Raw genomic sequence first — 3828 nt, forward strand, 5'->3', positions numbered from 1 at the left:
CGGTTGAAGGTGCGCAGCAGCGTCGACTTGCCGCAGCCCGACGGGCCGATGAAGGCGGTGACCTTCTTCTCGGGGATGTCGAGGTTGATGCGCTTCAGCGCATGGAAGCTGCCGTAATAGAAGTTCAGGTTGCGCACCGAGATCTTGGCCTTCTCGGTCACCGGGAGTTCGACTTTGACGTCCATGTCGTTCTTTCTGGTTCTCTAGTGCTTGTTGCGGAAGACCACACGGGCAAAGATGTTCAGCGCGAGCACGCCGAGGGTGATCAGGAACACGCCGGCCCAGGCGAGCTTCTGCCAGTTCTCGTACGGGCTCATCGCGAACTTGAAGATCGTGACCGGCAGGTTGGCCATCGGCCCCGACAGGTTGCTCGACCAGAACTGGTTCGACAGCGCGGTGAACAGCAGCGGCGCGGTCTCGCCGGCGATGCGGGCGAAGGCGAGCAGCACGCCGGTCATCACGCCGGCGCGGGCCGCCTTCAGCGTGACGCTGGAGATCACCTTCCACTTCGGCGTGCCGAGCGCATAGGCCGCCTCGCGCAGCGCATGCGGGATCAGCGACAGCATGTTCTCGGTGGTGCGGATCACGACCGGGATCACGATCAGCGCCAGGGCCAGCACGCCGGCATAGCCGGAGTAGGTCTTGAAGCGCGCGACGATCACCGCGTAGATGAACAGGCCGATCACGATCGACGGCGCCGACAGCAGGATGTCGTTGATGAAGCGCGTGGCGCTACCCAGCCAGGTCTTCTGTCCGTACTCGGCCAGGTAGATGCCCGCGAGCACGCCGATCGGCGTACCAACCAGCGTGGCCAGCGACACCATCAGCATCGAGCCGTAGATCGCATTGGCGAGGCCGCCGATCTCGGCCTGCGGGGCCGGCGTCATCTCGGTCAGCACCGTCCAGGTGAGGCCACCGACGCCGAGCCGGAAGGTCTCGATCAGGATCCAGATCAGCCAGAACAGGCCGAAGGCCATCGCGGCCATCGACAGGGTGAGGGCCACCGCGTTGATACGGCGGCGGCTGCGCGCCTTGGCCAGGCGGCCGGCATCGATCACGGCGCTCATGAGCGGCCCCCTTCACCCTTCTTGAGCTGCGCGAGCAGCAGCTTGGACATCGACAGCACCACGAAGGTGATGAAGAACAGCACCAGCGCGAGGTACAGCAGCGAGGCCTGGTGCAGGCCCTCGCTCGCCTCGGCGAATTCGTTGGCCAGCACCGAGGTGATGCTGTTGGCGGCTTCGAACAGCGACGGCCCGTTCAGCTGGTTCGCGTTGCCGATCACGAAGGTGACCGCCATCGTCTCGCCGAGCGCGCGGCCCAGCCCCAGCATGATGCCGCCGATGACGCCGGTCTTGGTGTACGGCAGCACGACGCGGAAGACCACCTCCCAGGTGGAGGAGCCGAGCCCGTAGGCCGATTCCTTCAGCATCGCCGGCGTGACCTCGAACACGTCGCGCATCACCGCGGCGATGAACGGGATGATCATGATCGCGAGGATGATGCCGGCCGACAGGATGCCGATGCCCACCGGCGCGCCCGAGACCAGGCCCTTGAAGAACGGCACGTCGCCGAGCACGCGCTGCAGCGGCTGCTGCACGTACTCCGACAGCACCGGGCTGAACACCAGCAGGCCCCACATGCCGTAGACGATCGACGGCACCGCGGCCAGCAACTCGATCGCGACGCCCAGCGGGCGGCGCAGCCAGTTCGGCGACAGCTCGGTCAGGAACAGCGCGATGCCGAAGCTCACCGGCACCGCGATCAGCAGCGCGATCGCCGAGGTGGCGAGCGTGCCGTAGATCATCACGAGGCCGCCGTACTGATCCTTCACCGGATCCCATTCGCTGCGCCACAGGAAGCTCAGGCCGTACTCGCGGATGGCCGGCGCGGCGCCGATCACCAGCGAGACGATGATGCCGGCGAGCAGCAGCAGCGTGAGAATGGCGGCGCCGTGCGCCAGCAGCGAGAAGACCGTGTCGGCCCACGGTGCAGAACGGCGGGCCGAGGGCGGCTGCCCCAGGGGATCGGAGCGTTGCATCTCGTCTTTGTTGTAGTGCGATGCGGGGAGTGTAGCGGCCACGTTTCCTCCATCCAGGCGAGGGCGGCGAGACCCGGAGGTGCTCGCCGCCGTGAGTGAGCAGCGGGAATTACTTGACCGCGACGGCCTTGCCCGAAGCGTCCTTGATCTCGCCCCATTGCTTGCGGACCAGCGCCTTCACCGCGTCGGGCAGCGAGACGTATTCGAGATCGGCAGCCATCTTGTCGCCGTTGGCGTAGGCCCAGTCGAAGAACTTCAGCGAGTTGGTGGCCTGCACCGGCTTGTCCTGCGACTTCTGCATCATGATGAAGGTCGCGCCGGTCAGCGGCCAGGCATCCTTGCCGGCCTGCTCGGTCAGCACCTGGTAGAAGGTCTTGCTCCAGTCGGCACCGGCCGCGGCGGCCTTGAAGTTCACGTCGTCCGGCGACACGAAGTTGCCGTCCTTGTTCTTCAGCTGCACGTACGACATCTTGTTCTGCTTCGCGTAGGCGTACTCGACGTAGCCGATCGAGTTCGGCAGGCGCTGCACGTACGACGAGACGCCTTCGTTGCCCTTGCCGCCTGCGCCGGTCGGCCAGTTGACGGCGGTGCCCTCACCGACCTTGTCCTTCCACTCGGCGTTCACCTTCGACAGGTAGTTCGTGAAGATGAAGCTGGTGCCCGAGCCGTCGGCGCGGCGCACCACCGAGATCGCGGCGTCCGGCAGCGGCACGCCGGGGTTCAGCGCGGCCAGCGACGGGTCGTTCCACTTGGTGACCTTGCCGAGGTAGATGTCGCCGAGCGCCTGACCGGTCAGCTTGATCTGGCCGGGCTGGATGCCCTTGATGTTGACGACCGGCACGACGCCGCCGATCACGGTGGGGAACTGCACCAGGCCGTCCTTGGCGAGCTCGTCGTCCTTCAGCGGCATGTCGGAGGCGCCGAAGTCGACGGTCTTCGAGCGGATCTGCTTCAGGCCTGCGCCCGAGCCGACCGATTGGTAGTTGATGCGGGCGCCGCTGGCCTTGTTGTAGGCCTCGGCCCACTTGGCGTACAGCGGAGCCGGGAACGTGGCACCGGCGCCGGTGATGTCTTGAGCGAAGGCGATCGACGACACCGCGCTGACAGCCACCAGGGTGGCAACGGACCGGAACGACTTGAGGTTCATGGGGCGCACCTTTCAGGTACTGGCTGGAGGAATGCCCGGGACTGTAAAAGTCCTGTGTGACAAGGCGGTGACACCGCTGTCATCCAGCCTGGCCGGCAGCCGCGAAATTGGCGCTGACGCCCGGCAAACCGGGTTGTCATGAAGGATTCACGGCCCTGTCACATGCGATCCATATGCTGCCCGCCAGCCATCCCAACCCCTGAAGGACCCCTTCGATGAACAAGAGAACCTGGCTGATCGCCGCCACCTCCGCGCTGACCCTGCTGGCCGCCGGCTGTGCCACCACCCCGGCCCCGAAGACCGTCGCCGAAGTCGCCGCGACGACGCCCGAGCTGTCGACGCTGAACAAGCTGATCGGCGACGCCGGCCTCGCCGCCACGCTGAGCGGCCCCGGCCCGTACACCGTGTTCGCGCCGAGCAACGACGCGTTCAAGGCCGTGCCGGCGAAGACGATGGAAAACCTGGCCAAGGACAAGGCTGCGCTGGTCGCCCTGCTGAACTACCACGTGGTGCCCGGCCAGCTGACCTCGGCCGACATCAAGAACGGCCCGGCCAAGACGCTGCAGGGCGGCAACCTCGCGCTGTCGAAATCCGGCACGTTCGTGACGGTCGAGGACGCCGTCGTGACGCAGGCCGACCT

The 3828-nt window shown here is 66.2% G+C and carries 5 protein-coding genes; 1 reads left to right on the forward strand and 4 read right to left on the reverse strand.

The genetic code is table 11. The features are described from left to right. From AC1D01_RS24465 to pstS, 4 genes are all read right to left on the reverse strand, one after another. On the reverse strand, nt 1–185 hold a 185-nt coding region (locus AC1D01_RS24465; RefSeq protein ID WP_477870974.1), incomplete at its 3' end, for an ATP-binding cassette domain-containing protein. An 18-nt stretch (nt 186–203) separates the two neighbouring features. Further along, entirely contained in the window at nt 204–1067 is an 864-nt protein-coding gene (gene pstA, locus AC1D01_RS24470) for a phosphate ABC transporter permease PstA (RefSeq protein WP_477870976.1), read from the reverse strand. Beyond that, nucleotides 1064–2041 carry a phosphate ABC transporter permease PstC gene (pstC, locus tag AC1D01_RS24475; RefSeq protein ID WP_477870978.1) on the reverse strand — a complete coding sequence of 326 codons (978 nt, stop codon included), beginning with the start codon at nt 2039–2041 and terminating at the stop codon, nt 1064–1066. Before pstC ends, pstA begins: the two co-directional genes overlap by 4 nt. A 109-nt stretch (nt 2042–2150) precedes the next feature. Continuing rightward, complete coding sequence (gene pstS / locus AC1D01_RS24480; protein ID WP_477870980.1) at nt 2151–3188, reverse strand: phosphate ABC transporter substrate-binding protein PstS; 1038 nt, start codon at nt 3186–3188, stop codon at nt 2151–2153. 215 nt (nt 3189–3403) lie between these two features. Here pstS and AC1D01_RS24485 point away from each other — a divergent pair. Further along, the coding region (locus AC1D01_RS24485; RefSeq protein ID WP_477870982.1) for a fasciclin domain-containing protein at nt 3404–3828 on the forward strand (425 nt) is incomplete at its 3' end.

The sequence above is a fragment of the Rhizobacter sp. P3_B12 genome, from assembly GCF_056402895.1.